The sequence below is a fragment of the Agrobacterium genomosp. 13 str. CFBP 6927 genome (assembly GCA_900012615.1).
GTDB lineage: Bacteria > Pseudomonadota > Alphaproteobacteria > Rhizobiales > Rhizobiaceae > Agrobacterium.
The window spans coordinates 1,527,086-1,550,481 of record LT009757.1 but is presented as its reverse complement, the minus strand read 5'-3'; the positions used below and the strand labels follow the sequence as shown (position 1 = coordinate 1,550,481).

Genomic DNA, 23,396 nt, shown 5'->3' with positions numbered 1-23,396 from the left:
GGGGCCGCGATGATCACTATAATCCAGGGTGCATTCATGAGTTTCACTGAACATCGCCTCAAGCTCATCCTCGACATGTTGAAGCAGACCCAGCGCGTCAATGTAAGGGAACTTGCCGATCATCTGCAGGTCAGCCAGGAGTCGATACGGCGCGACCTGAAGGAACTCGAGATGCGCGGTTATGCGCGCCGCATCTATGGTGGTGCGGTTTTCGACCAGCAGGAAAGCGATCAGCCTTTTACGGATCGATTGCGCGTCAGTTCCCGCGAAAAAGCCAAGATCGGCGAGGCCGCAGCGTCTCTCGTCGAAGACGGTATGAAGGTCTTCATCGATACGGGAACAACGACGCTTGCCTGCCTGAAACATATCGAGACCCGCAAGGACTTGACCGTTGTCAGCAATTCGCTGGCGGTCGCGGCTCATTTCTTCCATTTGCCGCAGGCAAGCGTACGGGTTCTGGGCGGCCGCATGCGCCCCGACTACCAGGCAACCTACGGCCATGAGACGGTGGCCGCGCTGAAGGAACATTTCTTCGATCTTGCGATCATCGCCATCAGCGCCATTCATCCGGAACGCGGGTTCATGGACTTTGGTGAAGACGAGGCGATCCTGCGCCGGGTCGCCAAGGCCCAGGCCAAACGTGCGATCGTCGTCGCCGACAGCTCCAAATTCGGCCGCCTAGGCTCCATCCACACATTCGGCCTCAGCGATATCGATGCGGTAGTGACCAGCGGCGTCATGGCGCGGGAATTTTCAGATCAATTCAGTCAATCCAAAGTGGAAATCATACATGCCTGACGTCTCCTCCTCCTCCCCTGCACCGATCAATGCCGAGAGGCTCCAGTCGCTGATGGAAGCAGTCTCCACCTTTGGCGGCGGCCAAGACGGATCGATGACCCGCCTGACGCTTTCCAGGGAAGATGGAATGGCGCGCGACTGGCTCGGCCGCTGGTTTGCGGAAAACGGTTTTGAACAGGCCGTCGACGCAATTGGCAACCAGTTCGGCAAGATGACCCTGGCCGGCGCCAACGCGCCGGTGATCATGGTCGGCTCCCATATCGACAGCCAGCCGAACGGCGGTCGTTTCGATGGCGCGCTCGGTGTCATAGCCGCCTGTGAGGCGGTTCTCTCCGTGAGCGAACGTCTCAAGGCGGAAGGCAGGCTGTCTGCCTGCAACTTCCAGGTCGTCAACTGGACAAATGAGGAGGGTGCCCGTTTCCAGCCGAGCCTGCTCGGTAGCAGCGTGTTTACCGGTGCCCTCGAACTCGAATGGGCGCTCGAACGGACCGATGGCGACGGCATTACGGTGCGCCAGTCACTGGACGAGATCGGCTATGCCGGCAAGGATAAGGTGGATATTCCCCACGCATTGATCGAGTTGCACATCGAGGGTGACACGACGCTCAGCCGCGCCGGTGAACGCTTCGGTATCTTCACGCGGTTCTGGGGTGCCACGAAATATCGCCTCGCCTTCCAAGGACGCCAGGCCCATACCGGCGCGACCCCGATGGCCGACCGCAAAGACGCGGTACTCGCGGCGGCATATCTGATCGCCGACCTCAAGCAGCTATCGACGGAATACGGCCTCGACCTGCATACATCCGTCGGCCGCCTGGAAGTCTTCCCCAATTCTCCCAACGTGGTGCCGGCCGAAGCCGTTCTTTTCATCGAGCTGCGTTCGGGATCGCCGGAGATCCTGACGGCGGCGGAAGGAAAGATGAAGGTCAAGATCGAGGAGGCGGCGCTGAAAGCGGGCGTAACCTCAGAGGTCCGCTCGATCGACCGCCGCAAGGCAGGAACATTCGCGCCGGGTCTGGTGACGCTCGCGGAGAGCGCTGCGGCGCATCTCGGCCAAACCGCCCGCCACCTTGATACGATCGGCGGTCACGATGCCGTTGCCGTCTCCGATGTCTGCCCGGCGGTGGTTCTGGCGGTCCACAGCCGTGACGGCGTAATCCACCACCCGACCGAATACACCTCCCCCGAAGACCAGGCCCTCGGCACGCAGATACTGGCAGACATGCTTTACAAGATCGCCTGCGAAGGTGTGAAGGCCGCGGAATTAAGCGAGGCTGCCGAATGAAGAAAACGGGTTCTCCTCAATCAGCGATGGAAGCCCGCGCTGAGAAGGCGTTGTCAGCCTTTTCGGCCGTGATTGGCGATACCCCTTCCTATGAGTCAACGACGGCGGCTGTCGCATCGCCATCCTATCATGCCGTCGAATCCTGTAATTTTGCGGTCGCACCGGCAGACGGCGTGGCGTGTTATTTCCTGCGTCTTGGTGCCGACGAGGTAGCCGATCTTGTGGAAAGCAAGGCTGCCTATGCTGCCGCCACCCGCTCTCATCAGCTTGGTTTTTCACCGGAGCCTGTTGGTTACGATAGCGGTACCCGCAGCGCGCTGTTTGCCCGGCTTGGCGACGGCTGGCGAGCGGCGAAGATTGACGATCTGATGCGACCGGAAAGTGTCGCCCGATTGATCGAGATGCAGAAGAAGATCGCAACCGGCGTTTCTACCGGCCGCACATGGTCGGTATTCGAAGGTATCGACCATCTCTGGTCGATCGTTGCGGCTGGCGATACCAGCCTACCCGGTGATGCCGAATGGATGCTGTCCTGGATGACCCCGATCCGCGAGGCGGTTTCGTCCGCCGGCATGGACCTGAAACCCGCCCATGGCGATCCGCATTCCTCGAATGTGATGCTCGGACCCGATGGTGCGTTGCAACTTGTCGATTTCGACATGGCGGCCGATATCGACCCCTATTATCAGCTCGGCGCGCAGATGAACGAACTCAACCAGTTCGAAAGCCAGATGAAGCCGCTGCTTGAAATGCATGATGGCAGCGTCAGCGAAAAGGCATTCAATCGCTGCCGAGTCTATGCCGCAGCAGACGATCTCTACTGGGCATTGCGCAGCCTCGTGCTTGAGCTTCGATCGCCGCCAAGAGGCGTTGAATTCCTGAAATATGCCGGCTGGCGTTTCCTGCGCTGCCGGATGCTGCTTGGCCATCCGGATTTCGAGGCCAAGCTACGATCGCTCTAGAGCACGACCATACGTCACGACAGGCTAAAACGATAACGGGAACAAGCCTATGAACGAACTGGGAACGGCACGGTCCGACGCAGAAAAGGCGGTTGAAGCCGCAATTGTCCAGGTGGCCCCATGGAAAGGACGAAGGCTGCGCTACCGTCCTGTCTCCGGTGGCATCAGTAACACCAATTTTCGCATCGAGGTTGAAGGCGAAGAGCGAGGGTATTTTCTGAAAATCCCGGGCCGTGGCACCGAAATGTTCATCGACCGCAAAGCCGCAGCAGCAGCCAGCAAGCAAGCGGAAGCGATCGGCATCGGGCCGAAGACATTCGATTATCTCGACCACCTCGATATCGAAATTGCCGAATTCATTGATGGTCGCCGCGCCTCGACCCACAGGGATTTTGCCGATACAGCAATCCGCAACGAAGCGGTGCGCGTCTACCGTCAGTTTCACGACGCCCCTGCCCTGCCTCTCACGAAAACCGTCTTCGACATGATTGAGGAACATTTCGATCAGGTGCGCCAGCTTGGCGGCCACTGGCCGCTCGACTACGACTGGCTCTTGCGGAACTACCGGCAGGCACGCGCCGCGCTTGAGGCATCGGGGCTCGACCTCGTTCCCTGCTTCAATGACCCGATGCCCGGCAATTTCCTGATCGGCGACGACAAGTCCATCAAGCTGATCGATTTCGAATATGCATCAAACAATGAAAGGCTCTACGACCTCGCTATCTGGAGCGGCGAGATGTTCTATTCGGAAGCGACCGACTGCGAGATAATCGAGGAATATTTCGGACGTTACGACAAGTCGCACCACGCTCGCTTCATCGTCCACAAAGCACTTGCCGACATCAAATGGAGCACTTGGGCGATGGTGCAGAACCGGATCTCGACCCTCGATTTCGACTTTTACAAATACGGAATCTGGAAGCACATGCGTGCCCGATCGATCATCCACGATCCCCGTTGGCCCCTGTTCCTGAAAGCACTCTGATGCCCATCACCGATATCAGCCCGCAAGAGGCCGCGACATATAACGCCTTCGCCGCTGAACTTGCCGACACCACGCGTCCGCTGGCGCTCTCTTATTTCAGAACGCAGCTGGACGTGATCTCAAAACTCGACGAAAGCCCGGTGACAATCGCCGACCGCGAAATCGAAAAACATCTTCGCGAGATGATCGGGGCGCGTTTTCCCGACCATGGCATCTATGGTGAGGAGTTCGGCGTCAAAAAAGGCAATGCCTTCACCTGGGTGCTCGACCCGATTGACGGCACCAAGAGCTTCATCACCGGCTTTCCGCTATTCGGCACTCTTATCTCACTGACTTTCGAGGAAAAGCCGTTCTGCGGCCTGATCGATATTCCAGCCACCGGTGAACGGTGGCAGGGAATGCCGGGACAGGCACTCTTTGCCGGCAAGCCGGCCCGCACCAGCGGCTGCGAGAGCCTGCCTGAGGCACGTTTCTATACCACCTCACCGGATATGTTTGTGGACAGCGAAGCCGAAAGCTTCGAGCGTCTCTCTCGCAAAGCCAGGCTGCGGCGTTTCGGTGGAGACTGCTACATCTATGGTCTGATCGCTTCCGGCCATTGCGACATCGCTCTCGAGACGGGACTTCAACCCTACGACTACATGGCTCTCGTGCCCGTTGTCGCGGGAGCTGGCGGGTGCATTACCGACTGGAAGGGCAATGCGCTTTCGATACATTCCGACGGACGAGTTCTGGCGTCGGCCACTCCAAGGCTTCACGACGAAGCCCTCTCACTACTCAACTGGTAAATTAAAAAATGCCCTATACCACGACGCTCGAGCGGACTGTCTTCCGCTTCGATGACCTGAAAATGCTGCTGGCTAAAGCAACGCCGGAACGCTCCGGCGACCAGCTGGCTGGCATTGCCGCGGCAGGCCCGGTCGAGCGACTTGCGGCCCAGATGGCGCTGGCCGATCTGCCCTTGAAGGCATTTCTCAGTGAAGAAATCATTTCGTCTGAAGAAGACGAAGTTTCCCGTCTGATCGCGGAGCGGCACGACCCGGCAGCCTTTTCCGCAGTCTCCTCACTTACCGTCGGCGAATTCCGTGAATGGCTGCTCAAGCCCGAGACGACGCATGACCGGCTTGAGGCCGTTACCTGGGGGCTGACGCCGGAAATGGTTGCGGCGGTATCGAAGATCATGCGGTTGCAGGACATGATCGCTGTTTCCGCCAAGCGCCGCGTCGTGACAAGATTTCGCAACACGATTGGGCTTGCGGGACGGCTTTCCACCCGCAACCAGCCCAACCACCCGACCGATGACAGCCGAGGCATCATGGCGTCCGCCATCGACGGACTGCTGATGGGGTCGGGAGATGCTGTGATCGGCGTCAATCCCGCAACCGATGCGACAGATGACTATGTCCGCATCGTCTCGTTGCTCGACGAATTGCGGGAAAAACTTGCGATCCCGACCCAGACCTGTTGCCTCGGCCATGTGACAACGGCGATCCAGGCGATCCAGCGCGGCGCTCCGGTCGACCTCGTCTTCCAGTCGGTTGCGGGATCGGAAAAGGCAAATCGCGGCTTTGGTGTCGATCTGGCTCTGCTGAAGGAGGCGCATGAGGCGGGACGGTCGCTGGGGCGCGGCATGGCGGGTGCAAACGTGATGTATTTCGAAACGGGACAAGGTGCCGCCCTTTCCGCCGATGCACATTTTGGCGTCGACCAGCAGACGATGGAGACCCGCGCCTATGCGGTGGCACGCGAGTTCGATCCGCTGCTCGTGAATACGGTCGTCGGCTTTATCGGGCCGGAATATCTGTTCAACGGCAAGCAGATCATCCGTGCCGGCATCGAGGATCATTTCTGCGGCAAACTCCTGGGCCTGCCGATGGGCGTCGACGTCTGTTACACCAACCATGCCGATGCCGACCAGGAGGACATGGATACGCTGCTGACGCTGCTCTGCGCCGCCAATGTCAATTTTGTGATTACCGTGCCGGGTGCCGACGATATCATGCTGAACTACCAGTCGCTGTCGCATCACGATGCTGTCTATTGCCGCGAGACCCTGAAACGGCCGCCGGCGCCGGAATTCGAAAGATGGCTTTCCGAAATCGGCCTGACGGATTGCGACGGTGCGCTGATTGGCGAGCCGGCCGTGCTCTCCGACTATGTCCGCAGCAGCAATCTGATCGGAGCCTGATATATGACAATGGTGATCGAACCCTCCGTCACCGAACAGGGGTTGAACCTCAAGGAAATGACCGACGCGCGCGTCTCGCTCGGGCGCCATGGTGCAGGTCTGCCAACAGGAGCACAGCTGTCCTTCCTGCTCGATCACGCGCGGGCGCGCGAAGCGGTCTGGACCAGCGTTGACAGGACAGCGCTCACGGAACGGCTCAACCGCCTCGGCCTTTCCGTGGTCCGGGTCGACAGCATGGCGAGTGATCGTAACATCTATGTAAGACGACCGGATCTCGGACGACTGCTCGCCGCGGAATCGACAGAGCGGCTGAAGCAGGCGGGCGCGGGCAAGGGTTATGACGTGGCGATTATCGCGGCAGATGGCTTGTCATCCAGTGCGGTCGATCTCAATTCAGCGCCACTGATCGAGGCGCTTGTGCCAAAACTGGCTATCCTGAACCTTTCAATTGCATCGGTTGTACTTGCGAACCAGGCTCGGGTTGCGCTTGGTGATCCGGTCGGCGAGGCGCTCGGTGCAAAACTGACGATCGTGCTGGTCGGAGAACGTCCGGGCCTATCCGCTGCCGACAGTCTAGGGGCCTATATCACCTACGGTCCAAAATCGGGGAACCCGGATTCCAGACGGAACTGCGTTTCCAACATCCGCGATGGTGGTTTGCCGGTCCGCGAAGCCGCCGAGATCATCTCCAAATTGGTAAGGGACATGGTGAAAACCCGCATCAGCGGTGTGGCGCTGAAGTCTGCGGTCGCCCAGTTTCTTAAAAACGGGGGCAGCTCGGATCAACTTTAAGCGGTGCTCATGGTGAAGCATCCAAAGGAATCTGACTTCGGCAATCTTGCGATAGATGCGGGGGGACAGGAGGAGCACCTGATGGATGCGCCACACAATTCGGATGATCGCCGAATAAACTTGCCAATCAGCAGCAGGTGAAACCGCCATCAATTGGCAGCGAAACACCCGTAATCATCGAGGCTGCGTCGCTGAGCAGGAAGACGATGGGGGCGGCGATTTCCGCTTCGCTGGCCCACCGGCCGAGCGGCATCTGCTTCAGGAAAGGCTCGGCCACATGCGGCTGGCTCCAGTGGCCGGACGAAATCGGTGTCATGACAACGGTTGGATTGACGCTGTTGACGCGGATATTGTAGCGGCCGAGCTCCAGCGCAGAGCAGCGGGTGATATTATCGAGAGCGGCCTTGGAAGACCCATAGGAGATATGGCCCGGCAGCGCCACAAGAGCGGCCTGGCTGGACACGTTGACGATGGCGCCGCCCTTGCCGAGCCTCACCATGGACTGGCTGGCATATTTCGTCACCAGCAGCGCACCACGTGCATTGATGGTGATGACCTTATCGAAAATGGCGATATCCGTGTCCATCGGCGTGGCGATCTCGCCGCCGAAACCGCCGCAATTGACGACGCCCCACAGATCGAGCCCCTCCAGCGCGGCGCGGATTTCCTCGTCGCGGGCGAGATCGAACGTTAATGTACGGCAACCGGTTTCCTTCGCGATAGCCTCGAGCGCCTCCTGCGAACGCCCTGCCGCGATGACATCGGCATTGGCGCGCACGAGATGGCGCACCGTTTCGCCGCCAATACCGCCGCTGCCGCCCGTCACAAGGATCGTTCTGCCCTGAAAATCCGTCATTTCCCGTCTTCCTTCCTCATGGCGCCGAACATTCCGCACCCTTCACAACGTTTCAATTGATCCGCCCCGCTTCAGTTTCCTGCGGGTTCTTCATATCCCGCGACACTCTCTGCCCGTTCGCGTCGAACAGATGGCAGGCGGCGGCCGGGAACGACACGGCTATGCGGTCGCCCGCGCGCGCCATGCGGCCAAGGCTGTCTCTTATGGTGATCGTTTCCTCGCCCTCGCGGACATGGATGAAAGTATCGCTGCCGAGCAGTTCGACCATCGTCGCTTTCATCGAATAGGACTGTCCGCCCTGCCCGTCGCCGATAGCAATATGTTCGGGGCGAATGCCGAGAGTTACGGTGTCACCGGGCTCAAGCGGCCTTGAAACAGCAATATCGAGGGAGGGACCAGCGGCGAGAGACACGGTGGCGATGCCTTCTGCGGCTGAGACGACGCGCGCTTTCAGAAGGTTCATGGCGGGCGAACCGATGAAACCCGCGACGAAAAGATTGGCGGGACGCTGGTAGAGCGCAAGCGGCGAGCCGATCTGCTCGATACGGCCGCCATTCATGACGACGATCTTGTCGGCAAGCGTCATCGCTTCCACCTGGTCGTGCGTGACATAGATCATCGTGCAGCCGAGTTCCGCCTTCAGCCGTGCGATTTCCACCCGCATGCCGACACGCAGGGCCGCATCGAGGTTGGAAAGCGGTTCATCGAGCAGGAAAAGCTTCGGCTTGCGCGTCATCGCCCGGCCGATGGCGACACGCTGGCGCTGACCGCCGGACAATTCGCGCGGCTTGCGTTTCAGATAGTTCGAAAGCTTGAGTTTGCCGGCCGCGCGGCCCACCCGCTCGCCGATTTCGGCCGTGGGCGTCCGGGCGATTTCCAGCCCGAAGCCGATATTGCGGGCAACATCCATATGCGGATAAAGCGCATAGGACTGGAAGACCATGGCTACGCCGCGTTCGGGCGGCTCGGCATCGCTCATATCCGCGCCATCCACCAGCACGCGGCCCGAACTGATTGGCTCCAGTCCGGCGATGATGCGCAGCAGCGTGGATTTTCCGCAACCGGAGGGGCCGACCAGCACGCAGAATTCGCCATCCTCTATGGTCAGCGACAATTCGGGAATGACCGTCAGGCTGCCGAAGGCCTTGGTGATTTTGTCGATCGAAAGCGTCGCCATGGGTCTAGCCTTTCACCGCACCGGCAGTCAGGCCACGCACGAAGGCGCGCTGCACCAGCACATAAAGAAGAATGAGGGGAAGCGCGATCAGCGTCAGCACCGCAAACAGCGCGCCGGGATTGGCCATATAGAGGCCGGAATATTGCATCGGCACGATGGTGAGCGTCTTCATCTCGCTTTTCGTCAGGACGATCAGCGCCAGGAAAAATTCGTTCCAGGTGACGATGAACTGCCAGATGGTGACGAAAACCAGCGCCGGGCGCACCAGCGGCAACGCCACATGCCAGTAGGTCTGCCAGGCGTTGCAGCCATCCACCTTCGCAGCCTCGAACAGTTCACGCGGCGCGTCTTCCATGAAGGATTTCAGAATGACCATGGCGAAGGGCACACCGAGTGCGGCATAGGGCAATATGAGCCCGATATAGGTGTTCACCCAGCCGAAATTCTTCAGGAGAATGGCAAGCGGCAACACCATCGAAGCGAGCGGCACCATCAGCGTCGTCAGAAGCGTGGTGTAGAGAAACAGCGTGCCCTTCAGCCGAAGGATGGCGATGGAGAAGGCAAAAAGCGAGGATACGGCGACCACGATCGCCACCGTCGCGACAGTGACGACCAGGCTATTCAAAAAGATGCCGCCGAGCGGATTGTCGCGGATGACGGTGATGAAATTGTCGAAGGTCACCGGCCATGTGAAGAGTGCGGCGTCAAAAGCCTGCGCCGGCGTTCTCAGCCCCACGGACAGCATGTAGACCTGCGGGACCATCCAGATGCCGAGCACGATGAACAGCACCGCATGAATGAGAATGCCGCGTGCGCGGTTGCGGGCAAAAGCCGTCATGACCGATCCTTTCCGGCAGGCGTCAGCCGCGCGCCGAGTGCTGCGATCTGCAGCAGCGAGAGGCCAAGCGCCACGACAAGAACGATCACGGAAAGCGCCGCACCGCTGCCGGTATCGCCCAGCACAAAGCTTTGCTTGAAGATGAAGGTGCCGAAAACCTCGCTTGCCCGGTTCGGGCCGCCGCCGGTCATCAGATGCACGATGGGAAAGGTCTGAAGCGTGCCGATGACGCCGAGAAGCAGCAATGATTTCGTGGCGGGCGCCAGCATGGGAACCACGACATGGGCGGCGAGTTTCAAACCCTTCGCGCCATCGATGCGCGCCGCATCCAGCACCTCAGACGGCATGTTGGCGATGCCGGCGATATACATCAGCATGGAAAACCCGGTCCATTGCCAGATATTGACGACGATGAGGGCATAGATCGCCGTTTTGGGATCGCCGATCGGCGAGGTCGACATGACGATGCCGGCATATTTCAGATATTCCTGCGCGATGCCGTAATAGGGCGCGTAAATCTGCACCCAGACAAGGCTGACCACCGAAACGGAGGTGACGACGGGCAGGAAGAACATGGTGCGGAAGAAACCGCGCAGCCGGTCCGTGTGCCGTTCGATGAACCAGGCGAGCACCCCGCCCACCAGCATCTGAACCGGAATGGTGATGACACCCCAGAGCACCATGTTGCGCACGACGATCCAGAAAGTGGGGTCACCAAGAACCGTGGCGTAATTCGAAAATCCCGCAAAGCTGCGTGCCTCGCCGGAAGCCGCATAGAAGCTCTGTCCCGTCACCCAAAGGATTGGATAGGCAATGAAAACGACAAACAGCAGAACGGCAGGAAGGGCGAAGACATAAAGCATGGACGTCCTCGAAACTCTGCTGCGTTCAATGATAACAGGCGTAGCGCCGGCCCTTAAAACTTCTGCACGCATGGGTTCTCACCGATTGATAATCACGCCGCCATCAAACGAAACGGCATCGAAAGGTGTTGAAGCGCACCTGGGAGGTCTTGTCGTGGTCGATGCGCTTCAACCCGCCGGGCGCATTTGGCAGCGCCCGGCATCTTGAGGCCGCCTGTCACTTTGACGCGAGCGCTTTTTTGGTCGCCTCGTCCACCTTGGCCAGCGCGGCCTCGGCTTCGATGCTGCCAGCGGATACGCCCGCCAGGGCGTTGTCCAGCGCCTCGGCCACGGCCGGCGAAGAAAAGCGCTGGTTTTCAGCCTTGGGCAGATCTGCCATGAACCGCGCCGACAATTGCTTGACGTGGTCGGTAATATCGCCCTTCGGCGTATGGCCTTCGAAGGCCGGCAGATCGTTCAGGTCGTTCAGCGCCTCCTGCAGACCGACACCATTGGTCAGTTCGGCAAGGAAGGTCCATGCGGCGTCATTCTTGCCGCCATTCTTCGTCAGGCCGTAACCGATGTCGATGCCGCCGACAGGTGGGCTTGCCTTGTTACCCTCCTTGACGGGAGGCATGTAGAAGAAGTCGAACCCGTCCATGTTCTGTACATATTCGGAGAGCGGCGGCGGGAACTTGCTTTCCTGCATCCACCAGGAGCCAAGCGCCATCATGCCCACCTTGCCCTGTGCGAAGAGCTGCGCGCCGGTCGGATAGGCATGCGCGCCAAGCGCACCCTGCTGGAAGATGCCGTCATCGAAGAGGCCCTTCCACGCCTTCATGGCAGCCACCAGCTCCGGCGCGGTCCACGGCGTTTCACCCGCCTGCGCCTTGTCGACGATGCCGGGGGAAAACTGGTTGGCGAGCATCAGGAAGACGTTTTCGTTCTGCCAGCCGTCCGCAGCGCCCTGAAACATCGGGATGAGGCCGTTATCGCTCAGCGTCTTGGCGGCAGCCTTCAGTTCCGCATAGGTCTTCGGCACAGCGATATTGTGTTTTTCGAAGAGCTTGCGGTTATACCAGATGCAGAGAACCTGCGATTCCTGGGGAATGATGTAGAAATTCTTGTCGCCGGCGGGATTGCCCATCAACATCTGTTTGCGGTTGACGGGGAAAATCTTCTCCTCCCATGTTGCACCCCATTGTTTGGCGGCGCGTTCGTTTACGGGCTCGAGATTATCGCGATATTGCTGTGTGAGGGACCCCGGCTGCAGGCCGATGATGTCAGGCAGGCTCCCGGATGCCGCCGCCGCCTTCAGCGCGGTAATATATTCCGGCGAATAATTGTAATAGGTATAGTTCACCTTCACGTCTGGATGGGCCTTCTCGAAGGCCGCAATCGACTTCTTCATGGTGCTTTGCACGAACCATGACCATACGGTCACTTCTTTCTGCGCGGCACTCGCAACAGCAGCGGACAGAACGGCAGTCAGAACTGTCGTTGCAAGAAACAACGTCTTCCTCATCATATTCCTCCCTTTATTGTTCAAAGACGCATTGTTTAAAGATGCCGGCGGACCTGCCGCCCGATTTTGTCGCGGCCCTCCCCAGAGCCGCGTTCGCTCGAAATCCCGGCAGCTATCAGGCCGCCTTGGCCGCTGCCGCTTTCAGCACGTCCTCGGTAATGACGCGGTCGTCGGCAAGCGGGCGCACCGGGGAAAGCCCCAGTGTCTGCAGCTCGCCATGATAGGCGCGAACCGCCTCTTCCGGCTTCAGGGCGCCGTCGGCAACCGCGCGCATCAGCACGATCAGATTGAGCGGTGCTTCAGCCAGATTGATCTTGCGCCCGAACAGCGCGAGCCGCGCACCGTAACGCTCCGACTGCGCCACCAGCTCGAACGTATCGCGGGTGGTGCCCGCTCCGCCGCCAAGCACGCCGACGATCAGTTCGGAATCGAACGAGGCGAGTTCCTCCAGCGCCTTCGGCCCGTTATAGGGCATCTTGAGAAACAGCGGCCGTTCGGCACGCGGCACGCTCGCCAGTGACTTGATGATGTGGTCATTGACAAACTCGCCGGTCTGCTCGCGCGTCAGGCCGATATCGACGTTCGGGTTGAAGACCTCGTAGAAATATTTGAAATTGTGCTTCGACGCTTCGGCGCGGAACTCGGCGAAAGCTTTCAGCGTGCATATGTCGCGGTCGAGATCGTTGGTGAAGCACACCGAATAAAGGCAGAGATCGGTGCCCGAGGTCGGATAGTTGGCGATGGCGCGGGCAAGGCCGGTATCGCGGAAGGGGACGGATGGCGACTGTGTATAGGTGCCATGCCGCACGCCACCCCAGCACATGCTTTCGAGATTGCCGCGAATGGCCGGTTTCACCTCGCTGCCGGAAAACGCGCCGCGCTCGTCCAGCAGATCGAGATTGGACTGCGACACCAGCATGATGTCGACCACATCCTGATCGATGATCTCCTCGATCTGGGTGATGAATTCCTGCCGGGTGCGACGGCGTGGCGGCTTGACGGAATAATCGAAACCGGTGGCGGAGACACCCGCGCCGACATCGCTATCCTTCGCATCGGCAATGATAAAATCAGTCGGTTTGTAACGCCCTGCGCGAATATTCGCCAGTTTTCTGTCGAGTCTCGTGACCATCGTAGCCCTCAATGAATGTTGGAGTTCGGCTGCCAGTGCTTCGATTGCGACCGCAGACTTGCATTTATAAACGGCCACTTCTCATATTCTGTCAATAGCTATCTTTTTCTCTCTAAACGAAGACAGCTCACCCCATATTCTTGACCGAAGGACGGGATTAAAAGTTTCTGGAATTCGATTTTTATAAAAAGAAATCAATATTTTAAATTGCTCGTCCAAACGTCTTCCAGCGTCTTTTCGTGCCACATCAACAAAACATCAGCATCACAATGGGCGCCCGCCCACACGCTTGAAATGTCTTTATTTTTGGCAAATTTGCGGTCAATACGCCACTCAAGACGTTCGCACGCGCAAAACATGTGCTGCGCCGCTTTAAAAATGCGCTGCATTGCGCAAATTCTGGCAAAATAGCATTTTCAGCGCAAAATCCCGTTGACGATTTGAGAGATAATGGTAGCAATTGACATCATTGCCGCGTGAGGAGGAGATACTCGGCTATGGGTGACGTTTTTACAGGCGACTGGGGGGAGCGTTATGTCGCGCTCGCCGATCCGCGCTCCGGCCCGATTGGAACATCGGCGCTTTCGCGGGCGGGGCTGTTCTTGTGCGGCATGTCCACCTGTGTCGATGCACGGGTCGACATGCACAATATGCAGCCGCTTCTCGATGCCCCAGCCGAAACGCCGGCCGGTCAATTCGCCGCCATGTTGCTGGCGCGCGCCGCAAAGGGTATCGGCGGCGAAGTACGCGCCGACTGGGTGGACGGCCCGCAATGGCTGCGCGATCATCTGGATGTTCGCTACGCGCTGGGCGGCACCGGCCCGCAGGCCGCCTGGGTGCTTTCGCGGCTCGGCGTCGCCTCCCTGGTGGCGCTGGAGGATCGCCACGAGCAGCAGCTTCGACAGATCCCCCCGGGCGTTTTATTGGCCGAGGGCAATGCACTCAAAACGGCAGCGGAAGTGACGCCGACAGAACGGCATATTCCCGAAATATTCATTTTCGAATTCACCGCGGGCAAGCCAATCGGTGCGCTCACCCCCAATCGTTCGACACGCATCATCGTGCGTTTCTGTGATCGTGGTATCCAGCATGATACGGCATTTGAGGCGGTATCACGAAAGCGCGCCTCCACCGCCGCTGCCGGTCTTCTATCCGGCCTCAATGACGAGGCCGCGGAAAATGTCGGCGACGCCGCCCGCCATGTCTTTGCGCTCAGCCGCGACTGGATGGATGCGGGCTTGAAGACGGTGCATTTCGAGCTTGCCGGCTATGCTTCGCAGGACGCCGTAAGCGAGTTGCTCGATCAGGCCAGGGGTGCAATCAGTTCGCTCGGCATGAGCCATTCGGAACTGCTGGCGATGGATGGCACCGCCCAGCATCCGATGGAGGCGCTGATCGCTCTTGGAGACCGGCTGGATATAGACCGCGTCTGCGTGCATGCCGACACGTGGGCGGCCGCTGTGACACGCAACGACCCCGACGAGGAGGAACTGGCGCTGATGGCCGGATGCGCCATTGCCAGCGCCCGGGCCGCCAATGGGGAGCCGGCAAACGCGATCCGTACCGATGCGCTGGCGCAGTTCCACGCGTTGCCCTTCGACAATCGCGTGCGGAAAGGCCGCTGGACCTTTGTTGCCTGCGCCTCGCCCTATGTTGAAAAGCCCGCCACCACGCTTGGCCTCGGCGACAGTTTCACGGCCGGGTGCCTTCTCGTTCTCGGAAATCCCGGCGTCGCGACCGCACCCGCCGCCCTCAAACATGCCTGAAGGAAAAACGATGTTTCTCGAACGATTTCGTCTGGATGGAAAAACTGCCTTCATCACCGGCGGCGGGCGCGGCATCGGCCTTGCGACGGCGCAAGCGCTGGCGGAAGCAGGCGCGCATGTCATCATTTCCGATATGAATGCCGAGGTGCTGGAGGCGGGCCTCTCGGAACTGAAGGCAAAAGGCCATGCGGCGGATGCCATGCAGCTGGATGTAACGGATGCGAAAGCCGTCGCCGAGGCGGCGCGGGCCGCCAACGACCGCTTCGGCGCCGTCGACATCCTGATTGCCAATGCAGGTATCGCCTGGCCGGACACGCCGGGCGAAGAGATGAGCGACGAGGTTTGGCTGAAGGTGGTGGATGTCGATCTCAACGGCGCTTACTGGTCATGCCGTGAATTTGCCCGGCCGATGCTGGCGCGCGGATACGGCTCCATCGTCACCCTCGGTTCGATGTCCGGATTGATCTCCAACAAGCCACAGCGGCAAGTGCATTACAACACGGCCAAGGCCGCCGTTCACCACATGACGCGGTGCCTCGCTGGCGAATGGGCTGAGCGCGGCGTTCGGGTCAATTGCGTTGCGCCCACCTATGTTGACACCGTCATGTCGCGCGGCGGCTTTTCAGACGAAACCCTGATGCCGGTCTGGATGGAGATGACGCCGATGAAGCGCGTCGCAAGGCCCGATGAGATCGCCGCGCCCATCCTGTTTCTGGCTTCGGACGCCGCCAGCGCCATGACGGGCACAATCGTTGCGGTGGATTGCGGATACACGATTTGGTAGAGCTTGACGGACATTGGAGAGAATCGGCGCGTTTTTGCGGGCCGAAAACTGGGTGATTGCATGGAGTCTTCGAGCAAGCGTGTTGATATGGTTCCCGCCAAAAGACGGGCGCTCATTCTGGAGCACCTGCGCATTAATGGCGCGGCGGGTATTCAGGAGCTCGCGGATACGATCGGCGGATCGCAATCGACCGTGCGGCGTGATCTCGAGCATCTGGTGGAAAAGGGCTATCTCGAGCGCACCCACGGCGGCGCGCATCTGCTGCAGCCGATGCGTGCGACCTTCGAACGGGAGATGACGGTCAACGCCGCGCTTCAGCACGCGGAAAAGGTTGCGATAGGCCGCGAGGCGGCGGAGCGGCTGAGTGCCGGCGACAGCGTCATCTTCGACAGCTCCTCGACGGTTATGGAGGCGGTGCGGGCCGCTGCCGAACGCGACCTTCCGTTGACGGTGGTGACCAACAGCCTGCAGATCGCCGACTTCGCCGCCGACATCAAATCCTGGCGCACCATCCTGCCGGGCGGCACGGTGCGGCCGGGGCACCGCCATCTTGCTGGCGAGCCGGGGGAAAGCTTCATCAAAACGCTGCATGCCGATATCTGTATGACGGGGGCTTCGGCCGTTACCGGCACGCTGCTGACGGAAACCTCGCTGGAAGTGGCCTCGCTCAAGCGCGCCATGATCGCCGCGGCCCGCAAGACCGTGCTTCTGGTCGACAGCTCGAAATTCGCAGCGCCCGGTTTCTGCACGCTTTCGGATATTTCGCAGATAGATGAGGTCATCACCGATAATGGCATTTCGCAGGATGCGATGACCTCGCTCAAAGCTACGGAGTGCAAGGTGACGCTGGTTTCGCCCGCTGCCCCTGCGCCATTGACCTGACGAACCGCCATTTCCATCGCCAAATTCACTGTGCTGCCTCGGCGTTCGTCGACTGCGGTTGCGAATGTGCATTTTGACGTGCGGCAAACAGGTGAAGCGAGCGCATGGCCCGCCGGAGCTCCTCGTCCGCCGCAAGCCGGCGATATTCGGCATAAAGCGTCTCGTATTTTTTGAAATGGTGCATGTTCGGCACAAATTCGCGAAGGCTGCGCGCACCGAGCCTTTCAGCGCCTTCGGCAAAAGAGCCGACGATCCCGGCCGCCACCGCCGCATGGATTGCCGCGCCGAGCGCCGTCGGGTTCTCCACGTCAGGAACCTCGATCGTACGTCCGAACACATCCGCCATGGTCTGCACCAGAAACGGATTGCTCCGGGCCAGACCGCTCGTCATCACGATGCGGCTGATCGGCACGCCGCCCGCTATAGCCATGTCCAGAATGGATCGCGTGCCGAAACACAGCGCCTCGATCAGCGCCCGGTAGATTCCGGCCGAGGTCGATTTCAGGCTGAGGCCAACCAGCAATCCCGACAGCATGGAGTCGGCCAGCGGAATGCGGTTTCCCGCAAACCAGTCGAGCGCCAGCACACCGCCCTCGCCCGGACTGACCGCCTGCGCCGCCTCATTGTGCAGGGTGAAGTTGCGGGAAAGGTCTTCATCGCGCGGAAAAGTCTTCACATACCAGGCCAACATGTCGCCGAACGCCGCCTGCCCCGCCTCGTAACACCACAGATCCGGCAGGGCGGCACCGAAAGCAGCCCCTTCGAGCCCTTGTGGCAGACCGCGTCCCTCGCCGTCCAGAATGAGAAAACCGGCAGAGGTCCCGAGCGCGCCGACAAAAACACCGGGACCGACGGCACCGACCGCAGGCAGCACGACATGGCTGTCGATAGCCGAAACCGCAACGACGGCATCGCCTGTAATTCCGGTGCGGCGACGCCACTCCGGCGTCAGGGAACCCGCGGGACTGCCGACCTGAAGCGGTTTTGAAAGACGGTCCGCAAGCCCCGGTACCACGTCTTGCGGATAGCCGGTTTCCCGGAAGAATTGCGCCTTGTAGGAGGCGAAGTCGAGGCTTCGCGCCTCGTTGCCGGTCAACTGCCAGACCAGCCAGTCTCCCGCCTCGATGAAACGCCCGGTTTCGGCCCACAATGCGGGTGCTTCAGCGCGCATTTGCGCCGCCTTGGCAAGCATCCATTCACCGGAGAGCTTTCCGCCGAAGTTTCCAAGATAATCACCGCCCAAGGCATTGATCGCATCCGCATGAGCCTGCGCCGAATGTTTCCAGAGCTTCACATAGGCATGCGGCTCATCCGGATAAAGCACCGAAAGCGCCGTGCCATCGGCGCGTGCGGGCATGGGGGAAGACGCGGTGAAATCGATACCTATTCCCGCAACATTGCGGCCCTTGCCGAGCGCCGACAGAATGATCTCGGCGGCTTCCGTGTAATCGTCTGCGACCTGGAGCACGAAATTGGCGGGCAGGCTTCGACCGCGCAGCGAATGCGTCAGAATGCCGTTGCGATACGGATGGACATGGTGGCCTTCCTGCGCGCCGGTGCGGGCATTGACGAGAATGCCGCGCGCCGATTCCGAACCGAAATCCATGCCGATCATATAGGTATCGATCATGCTCTCACGCCCCCTCGCGACTGCTGGCAAATATGGTGTGGGCATCATTCAGGGGCATGGGATCTCGCAATTGGGGGGAAGTGGAACACTGCCATTCTTCACATTGTCGGGCTGGCAGCGGCTTGGGCGTGCCGGCCCGGTGGATCGAGATCGGCAGCAGCCATGGCGCCGGTCATGATCGCAACGGCATCCGACATGGTGACGTCTCCCGGACTGACGACGGCCGCCCGCCTGCCGAGCCTGTGGATGTGAATACGGTCGGCGATTTCAAACACATGCGGCATGTTGTGGCTGATAAGTACGATCGACAGGCCCTTGTCGCGAATGCTAAGGATCATGTCGAGAACCTTGCGGGATTCCTTGACCCCGAGAGCTGCGGTCGGCTCATCGAGAATGACGACGCGCCCACCGAACGCACAGGCGCGCGCCACGGCAATACCCTGCCGCTGCCCGCCGGACAGCGTTTCGACGCTCTGGTGAATGTCCTGCACCGTCATCAGACCGAGGTTCGACAGATGTCGCCGCGCTTCGCTCGCCATGCGGGCGAGGTCGAGCAGCCGAAACACCGATCCGTTGACGCCGGACACACGCAACTCACGCCCGAGAAACAGGTTATCGGCGATGGAAAGCGCCGGTGAGAGCGCAAGGTTCTGAAACACCGTTTCGATGCCCGCGGAGCGCGCATCCATCGGCGTTCTGAAATCAACGCGCTTGCCTTCCAGCCGGATTTCACCGCTGTCGGGTATCACCGCACCCGCAAGCGCCTTGATGAGGGTGGATTTTCCGGCGCCGTTGTCACCTATCACAGCGAGAATTTCGCCGCGGCGCAATTCGAAATCCGCACCGTTGAGGGCAACGACATTGCCGTATCGCTTGGTCAGGCCGCGCCCTTCGAGCGCAAGTTCGCGCGTCATGTCGAAACCCTCCGGATCCATTGGTCGACGCCGACGGCCGCCACGATCAGAATGCCCACCGAAAATTCCTGCCACAGCGCATCGAGACCGGCGAGCGCGAGGCCGTTGCGAAAGACCCCGACGATCAGGGCACCGATCAAGGTTCCGACGATGGTGCCACGCCCACCGAACAGCGACGTTCCGCCGATCACCGCCGCGGTGATCGAATCCAGATTGGCGGTCGATCCGGAGGTCGGGCTGATTGCACCGACACGGCCGATCAACGCCCAGGCGCCGATGGCGGAGATGAGACCCGCACAGGCATAAACGGCCAGCAGCACGCGGCGCGTATCGATGCCCGCAAGCGCCGCCGCATCCGGGTCGTCACCCGTTGCATAGACATGGCGGCCGAAGGCCGTGCGGTTGAGCACATACCAGGCGAGAGCGGCAAGAGCCAGCATCAGCACGGTGCCGAGCGTGATACGCGCGCCGCCGAACTGCATCGCGGCTCCCATCCATTGCAGGATTGGCGCAACCTCAGCCACTTCCTGGCTGCGGATGGTCTGGCTGCCGGAATACCAGAGGTTCAGCGCACCAAAAACGCTCCAACTCCCGAGGGTGACGATGAAAGGCGGCAGACGCACATAGGTGATGAGAAACCCGTTGATGAGGCCGCAACCCAGCCCGCCGCCAAGGCCGATAAGGAAAGCGAGTTCCGGTGGCAACCCGGCCGTAACGGCAAGGCGGCCCATGAGCGTCGAAGTCAATACCATGATGGCACCGACGGACAGGTCGATGCCCGCCGTCAGGATCACCAGCGTCTGGGCGATGCCGATAATGCCTATGATGGTGACCTGCTGGAGGATGAGCGAAAGATTGAAAGGCTGAAAGAACCGGGAGCCAACCACCATGGAAAAGACCGCGATGCTGGCTGCCAGCACGATGAACGGCACCACTGTCGGATTGCCGTGCAGGAAGCGTTGCAGCCTGCGAAGCGGGTTCGTGTCCTGATCCTCGAACACGGCGTGCGATGTCTCGCTTCCTGTCAGACCGGTCTCAAAGCCTGTCGGACCCGCCGAAGCATGTTTGCTGGGTTCATTCATGGAGATACACCCTTCGCAGGTCTGCGGCACCGGCCCTGATACCGGATCGCCTGCCGGAAAACGCGATATACAGATTCAACACGGTTTAGCGCCTTTTTTCACATCCACGGGGACACACGGGCGTTCTGTTACGGTAAAGCTTGCAAGACATGGCCATTTGGTTTCCGGGCCGAAAAGCCATGCCTTGCTCCCGGGAGTTGTCCGGAAGGACACAAATCTTGCCGGGAATGACGCCCCGCAGGCAGAGAGAGGACGGGGCGTCAAAGCCACTCAACCCCAGCAGGCCTTCAGAGCCTCGTCGGAGGTGATCGATTCAACGCCGGCGACAGGCTTGTCGGTGACGAGCGTGACGCCGGTGTTGAAGAACGGCAGGCCGGGGCTTACCTGAGGCTTCTTGCCGGATTTCACATATTCGACGATCGCCTCAACACCGAGAGACGCCATCTTCAATGGATATTGCATCGAGGTCGCGCCGATGACGCCCGCCTTGACGTTTTTGACGCCGGGGCAGCCGCCGTCCACGGAGGTGATTATGACCGAGTCCTGCTTGCCCGTTGCCTTCAACGCTTCATAAGCGCCAGCGGCGGTCGGCTCGTTGATTGTATAGACCACAGACAGATCGCTGTCCTTCTGAAGAAGGGTTTCCATGCCCGTGCGGCCGCCCTCTTCCGATCCCTGCCCCCACTGGTGACCAACGATGCGCGCGTCGTCTTCATCGAGGTAACGCGTCACATCCTTGGGATCGATACCGAAGCCTTTCATGAAGCCCTGGTCGCGGGCAACATCCACCGTCGGCTGGTTTTCAAGCGCATCGATAAAGGCGACCTTCGCCTTGGAAGCATCGGCGACCGTCTTGGCAGCCCAGGAGCCGATCAGTTCCCCAGCCTTGAAGTTGTCTGTGGCAAAGGTCGCGTCTGCAGCATCGGCGGGTTCGAGTGGCGTATCGAGCGCGATGACGAGGATACCGGCCTTGCGGGCCTGCTCGACCACCGGCACCACAGCCTTGGTGTCGCTCGCCACCATCAGAATACCCTTTGCGCCGGCGGAGATCAGGTTTTCCACGGCGGCAACCTGACTTTCATTGTCACCGTCGAACTTGCCGGCAAAACTCTGGATCTTCACGCCGCCGAGTTCCTTGGCCTTCGACGTCGCGCCTTCGCGGATCTTGGCGAAAAACGGATTGGCTTCGGTTTTGGTGATGACGCCGATGAGGATGTCCTCGGCCTGTGCGCTCACGGGAACAAAGGCCAGGCTCACACCAAAAGCGAGCGCTGCAGGACCGAGACGTCTGGACATGGCAAAATTGCCCGCAGAAGCGGGTTTTACAAAAAACTTCATGTGAAATCCTCCCAGATTGCCAAGCGCTCCCTCCCGTTCGGAGGACATAATCGGTCTTGGCGCGATTATTACTGACCGTGATTATGCATACTGTCAACATTATCTGTTTATTGTTTTGTATTTTTTTATACATATATCATGAGCAAGATTGCAAATTCCGGAATATGTCTGGATTTTATGCGAAATCCTGGCAGGCAGCCTCGCAAATCGCTCGGCCGCGTGCCAGACACTCGGAGACGCTCTGAGGAACGGGAACTGGCAATGGCAAGCACAACCTCCGGACAAGGGTCTACAGCTCGCGAATGGCAAGGCGATCTCAACGCGATCAAGGCAAGCGCGGCGCTCTTGTCGCTTGTCGGCTCGGGTCGCGCCCGTTCGCGCAGCGCCCTGACCGAACTTTCCGGCCTTTCGCGGGCGACTGTACACCAGAAACTCGCGAGCCTGATCGATGCGGGGTTGATCCGCGAGACAGAGGAAACGCTTCCGAGCGGCGGACGCCCGACACGCGCCCTTGATCTGAACCGCGACTTCGCCGTCGTCCTCTCCGCCGATATCGGCGAGCAACATATCCGCGTCGCCGTCACCGACCTGCAGCCGCGAATCCTGACGGAAATCTCGGAAACATTCGATATTCTGCGCGGCCCCGCTGTGGTTCTCAACTGGATCGAAGAGCAGTTCGAGGTGCTTTTATCGAAGATTGGCAAAACAACCGGCGACGTGCTGGGCATCGGCATTGGCCTGCCTGCCCCTGTCGATTACGCCAACGGCCGGGTCGTCGGTCCCTCCGTGATGGTCGGCTGGGACAATTTTGAAATCAGGCAACATCTTGAAGAAAGATTCGGTGTTCCCGTCTACGCCGAAAACGACGTAAACCTTCTGGCCTTGAGCGACCATCGGCAACGACGGACGAATGTGAGCGAGATGGTGTTCGTCAAGGTCGGGACGGGCATCGGCAGCGGCATCATCACCGAGGGCCGCCTTTATCGCGGCGCCCAGGGCGCGGCGGGCGATATCGGCCATATCCAGTTCGCGCGCGAACCCGCACCGCTCTGCCGCTGCGGCAAGATCGGCTGCGTCGAAGCGCGCGCCGCCGGCTGGGCGATTGCACGCGAGTTGCGGAAAGAGGGCATCGAGGCGCATACCGCCCGCGATGTGACCCGGCTGGTCGAATTTGGCCAACCGCTTGCCATTCACCTCGTCAGGGAATCCGGCCGTATTCTCGGCGAGGTCATGACGAGCCTCGTCAGCATCCTGAACCCACAGATGATCGTAATCGGCGGGACACTGGCCATCGCCAACGACCACCTTCTCGCCGGCATACGCGAACTCGTCTACAAGCGCTCGCTTCCGCTGGCGACCAGGGAGCTGGAACTGGTGATCTCGCCCCCGGATCCCGACGCGGGCATCATGGGCGCTGCGATCCTCGTGGTTGAGGAACAGATGAAGGCACAGAACGTCGAAATGGTGATCTTGCGTCATAGTGCACGCCCAGCGCTCTAGTGCACGAGAAACCGTGCGCCGTCACGCGCTCAACAACGGTGGCTCACACAGCAGGACTTGCTCGATTGGCCGGCGCCGGGAAACCGGTGCTGAAAAACTCTCGACCATATGACCACAGCC

22 protein-coding genes are annotated in these 23,396 nt (G+C 60.1%); 11 read left to right on the top strand and 11 right to left on the bottom strand.

Annotation, left to right across the window (positions count from 1 at the left end; all coding sequences use genetic code 11):
• The first annotated feature begins 36 nt into the window (after positions 1-36).
• Genes AGR13A_RS21375 through eutC form a run of 7 tightly spaced genes read left to right on the top strand, consistent with a single transcriptional unit; the run spans position 37 to position 7,010 of the window.
• Positions 37-798 (top strand): DeoR/GlpR family DNA-binding transcription regulator, encoded by a 762-nt coding sequence (locus AGR13A_RS21375; RefSeq protein WP_035225320.1) that lies wholly within the window; start codon positions 37-39, stop codon positions 796-798.
• The gene (locus tag AGR13A_RS21370) at positions 791-2,083 is read left to right on the top strand and encodes a Zn-dependent hydrolase (RefSeq protein ID WP_080839302.1); all 1,293 of its coding nucleotides are present in this window, start codon (positions 791-793) and stop codon (positions 2,081-2,083) included. Before AGR13A_RS21375 ends, AGR13A_RS21370 begins: the two co-directional genes overlap by 8 nt.
• A gap of 26 nt (positions 2,084-2,109) precedes the next feature.
• Positions 2,110-3,045, top strand: a complete 936-nt coding sequence (locus tag AGR13A_RS21365; RefSeq protein WP_080839299.1) for a phosphotransferase — start codon at positions 2,110-2,112, stop codon at positions 3,043-3,045.
• Between the two features lie 49 nt (positions 3,046-3,094).
• Positions 3,095-4,030 (top strand): choline/ethanolamine kinase family protein, encoded by a 936-nt coding sequence (locus AGR13A_RS21360; RefSeq protein ID WP_080839297.1) that lies wholly within the window; start codon positions 3,095-3,097, stop codon positions 4,028-4,030.
• Positions 4,030-4,818 (top strand): histidinol-phosphatase, encoded by a 789-nt coding sequence (hisN, locus tag AGR13A_RS21355; RefSeq protein ID WP_080839295.1) that lies wholly within the window; start codon positions 4,030-4,032, stop codon positions 4,816-4,818. Before AGR13A_RS21360 ends, hisN begins: the two co-directional genes overlap by 1 nt.
• A gap of 8 nt (positions 4,819-4,826) precedes the next feature.
• Positions 4,827-6,218, top strand: coding sequence for an ethanolamine ammonia-lyase subunit EutB (locus AGR13A_RS21350; protein ID WP_080839293.1), 1,392 nt, complete (start codon positions 4,827-4,829; stop codon positions 6,216-6,218).
• Positions 6,219-6,221: 3 nt separating this feature from the next.
• Positions 6,222-7,010, top strand: coding sequence for an ethanolamine ammonia-lyase subunit EutC (gene eutC / locus AGR13A_RS21345; RefSeq protein ID WP_080839291.1), 789 nt, complete (start codon positions 6,222-6,224; stop codon positions 7,008-7,010).
• A 127-nt stretch (positions 7,011-7,137) separates the two neighbouring features.
• Here the strand turns inward: eutC and AGR13A_RS21340 are convergent, their stop codons facing one another.
• The 7 genes from AGR13A_RS21340 to AGR13A_RS21310 form a co-directional block, all read right to left on the bottom strand.
• Positions 7,138-7,866, bottom strand: coding sequence for an SDR family oxidoreductase (locus tag AGR13A_RS21340; RefSeq protein ID WP_080839289.1), 729 nt, complete (start codon positions 7,864-7,866; stop codon positions 7,138-7,140).
• Positions 7,867-7,918: 52 nt separating this feature from the next.
• A complete protein-coding gene (locus AGR13A_RS21335; protein WP_080839287.1) occupies positions 7,919-9,043 on the bottom strand; it encodes an ABC transporter ATP-binding protein in 1,125 nt (374 codons plus the stop codon).
• A 4-nt stretch (positions 9,044-9,047) separates the two neighbouring features.
• Positions 9,048-9,881 (bottom strand): carbohydrate ABC transporter permease, encoded by an 834-nt coding sequence (locus tag AGR13A_RS21330; RefSeq protein WP_080839285.1) that lies wholly within the window; start codon positions 9,879-9,881, stop codon positions 9,048-9,050.
• Entirely contained in the window at positions 9,878-10,744 is an 867-nt protein-coding gene (locus tag AGR13A_RS21325; RefSeq protein WP_080839283.1) for a carbohydrate ABC transporter permease, read from the bottom strand. Before AGR13A_RS21325 ends, AGR13A_RS21330 begins: the two co-directional genes overlap by 4 nt.
• Positions 10,745-10,961: 217 nt before the next feature.
• Positions 10,962-12,248, bottom strand: coding sequence for an ABC transporter substrate-binding protein (locus AGR13A_RS21320; RefSeq protein ID WP_080839280.1), 1,287 nt, complete (start codon positions 12,246-12,248; stop codon positions 10,962-10,964).
• Between the two features lie 115 nt (positions 12,249-12,363).
• Positions 12,364-13,380, bottom strand: a complete 1,017-nt coding sequence (locus AGR13A_RS21315) for a hypothetical protein (RefSeq protein WP_003504412.1) — start codon at positions 13,378-13,380, stop codon at positions 12,364-12,366.
• Positions 13,381-13,574: 194 nt separating this feature from the next.
• Positions 13,575-13,769 (bottom strand): hypothetical protein, encoded by a 195-nt coding sequence (locus tag AGR13A_RS21310; RefSeq protein ID WP_080839278.1) that lies wholly within the window; start codon positions 13,767-13,769, stop codon positions 13,575-13,577.
• A 108-nt stretch (positions 13,770-13,877) separates the two neighbouring features.
• On the opposite strand from AGR13A_RS21310, the gene AGR13A_RS21305 reads away from it, so the two are divergent.
• The 3 genes from AGR13A_RS21305 to AGR13A_RS21295 are packed head-to-tail and all read left to right on the top strand — an operon-like array spanning position 13,878 to position 16,812.
• Complete coding sequence (locus tag AGR13A_RS21305) at positions 13,878-15,146, top strand: ADP-dependent glucokinase/phosphofructokinase (protein WP_080839276.1); 1,269 nt, start codon at positions 13,878-13,880, stop codon at positions 15,144-15,146.
• A 10-nt stretch (positions 15,147-15,156) separates the two neighbouring features.
• Positions 15,157-15,930: an SDR family NAD(P)-dependent oxidoreductase gene (locus AGR13A_RS21300; protein ID WP_080839274.1), complete on the top strand. Its 774-nt coding sequence runs from the start codon at positions 15,157-15,159 to the stop codon at positions 15,928-15,930.
• A 60-nt stretch (positions 15,931-15,990) separates the two neighbouring features.
• Positions 15,991-16,812: a DeoR/GlpR family DNA-binding transcription regulator gene (locus AGR13A_RS21295; protein WP_020008978.1), complete on the top strand. Its 822-nt coding sequence runs from the start codon at positions 15,991-15,993 to the stop codon at positions 16,810-16,812.
• A 25-nt stretch (positions 16,813-16,837) separates the two neighbouring features.
• Here the strand turns inward: AGR13A_RS21295 and AGR13A_RS21290 are convergent, their stop codons facing one another.
• The 4 genes from AGR13A_RS21290 to AGR13A_RS21275 form a co-directional block, all read right to left on the bottom strand.
• On the bottom strand, positions 16,838-18,442 hold the full coding sequence (locus AGR13A_RS21290) for an FGGY-family carbohydrate kinase (protein WP_080839272.1): 1,605 nt from the start codon (positions 18,440-18,442) through the stop codon (positions 16,838-16,840).
• A 98-nt stretch (positions 18,443-18,540) separates the two neighbouring features.
• Positions 18,541-19,356 carry an ATP-binding cassette domain-containing protein gene (locus tag AGR13A_RS21285; RefSeq protein ID WP_080840391.1) on the bottom strand — a complete coding sequence of 272 codons (816 nt, stop codon included), beginning with the start codon at positions 19,354-19,356 and terminating at the stop codon, positions 18,541-18,543.
• Positions 19,353-20,438 (bottom strand): ABC transporter permease, encoded by a 1,086-nt coding sequence (locus AGR13A_RS21280; RefSeq protein WP_035225341.1) that lies wholly within the window; start codon positions 20,436-20,438, stop codon positions 19,353-19,355. Before AGR13A_RS21280 ends, AGR13A_RS21285 begins: the two co-directional genes overlap by 4 nt.
• 270 nt (positions 20,439-20,708) lie before the next feature.
• On the bottom strand, positions 20,709-21,734 hold the full coding sequence (locus AGR13A_RS21275) for a substrate-binding domain-containing protein (RefSeq protein WP_374701889.1): 1,026 nt from the start codon (positions 21,732-21,734) through the stop codon (positions 20,709-20,711).
• A gap of 303 nt (positions 21,735-22,037) precedes the next feature.
• On the opposite strand from AGR13A_RS21275, the gene AGR13A_RS21270 reads away from it, so the two are divergent.
• Positions 22,038-23,276 (top strand): ROK family transcriptional regulator, encoded by a 1,239-nt coding sequence (locus AGR13A_RS21270; RefSeq protein ID WP_139786109.1) that lies wholly within the window; start codon positions 22,038-22,040, stop codon positions 23,274-23,276.
• The last annotated feature ends 120 nt before the right edge of the window (positions 23,277-23,396 follow it).